The organism is Acinetobacter baretiae, assembly GCF_015627105.1.
GTDB lineage: Bacteria > Pseudomonadota > Gammaproteobacteria > Pseudomonadales > Moraxellaceae > Acinetobacter > Acinetobacter baretiae.
Map to the genome: position 1 here is coordinate 1 of NZ_VTDM01000070.1, position 410 is coordinate 410.

Consider the following 410-nt stretch of genomic DNA (forward strand, 5'->3'; position numbering starts at 1 on the left):
GTTATATATAGTAAAAAATAACATTTCCACAGAAATTGAAGCTCCTAATAATAATAAATTTAAATTTATAAATTTAAATTTATATATAACGAGGACATTTATTGGGGATAAAATGAATTTAAATTCAAAAATTAATCAGATTTATGAATTCAAATAAAAGACATTTGAAAAAGTATTAATTTTATTTTTAGTAATTTAATTTGACAAACTTGGTGATAAACCATACAATCGCGAACCTTTAAGATACATCAATTCTTAGGAGTTTCGATATGAAACGTACTTTCCAACCATCTGAATTAAAACGTAAGCGTGTACATGGTTTTCGTGCTCGTATGGCAACTAAAGCTGGTCGTCAAGTATTAGCGCGTCGTCGTGCAAAAGGTCGTCATAGCCTAACAGTATAATGACTG

At 28.5% G+C, this 410-nt stretch carries 1 protein-coding gene; it reads left to right on the top strand.

Annotated features, from left to right (window positions below):
• Window positions 1-269: 269 nt before the first annotated feature.
• A complete protein-coding gene (rpmH, locus tag I2F17_RS12540; protein ID WP_000831329.1) occupies window positions 270-404 on the top strand; it encodes a 50S ribosomal protein L34 in 135 nt (44 codons plus the stop codon).
• The last annotated feature ends 6 nt before the right edge of the window (window positions 405-410 follow it).